A 539-nucleotide genomic window follows, 5' to 3' on the forward strand; every position below is an offset into this window, starting at 1 on the left:
GAGGCGGTCGGTGGTCAGCACGGACAGGATCCACGGCGACACGATGACGCGGAAGTCGTCGTCCAGGCCCGGGATCGCGTACTCGGCGGTGTCGATGATGACGTAGTCCTCGTCGCCGGTCACGCCGCTGGTGAGGAAGGCGCGGACGCGCTCGTCGAGGGCGCGGCACTCGTCCTCGCCCATGAACAGGAACACCGGGACGCCGGGCTCGAGCAGCTCGAGCGTGCCGTGGAAGAAGTCGTGCGAGGTGATGTGGCGGATGCGCTTCCACTGCATCTCCTCGAGCAGGCACATGGAGTACAGGATGGTCTCGCCCCAGAGGGCCCCCGAGCCGATGAACATGGTGTAGTCGGCCAGCGCGTACTTCCTGGCGATCTCCTCGGCGCGCGGCTCGAAGCGCTTGCGGATGTCGAGCAAGTCCTTCCAGACGTCCTTCGTCTGCTCGATGAACAGGTCGAACTTGGGGAAGCAGCCGCGGCGGTTGAGCAGGCGCAGGCCGAAGCAGTCGGCGAGGTAGTAGCCCTTCTCGCAGCCGCCGG

General features: G+C 66.6%; 1 protein-coding gene. It reads right to left on the reverse strand.

Annotation, left to right across the window (positions count from 1 at the left end):
* The coding region (locus ACTQ05_RS09575; RefSeq protein ID WP_441049394.1) for an SIS domain-containing protein at nucleotides 1-539 on the reverse strand (539 nt) is incomplete at both ends.

This window comes from Collinsella sp. LCP21S3_A9 (genome assembly GCF_052118785.1).
GTDB lineage: Bacteria > Actinomycetota > Coriobacteriia > Coriobacteriales > Coriobacteriaceae > Collinsella.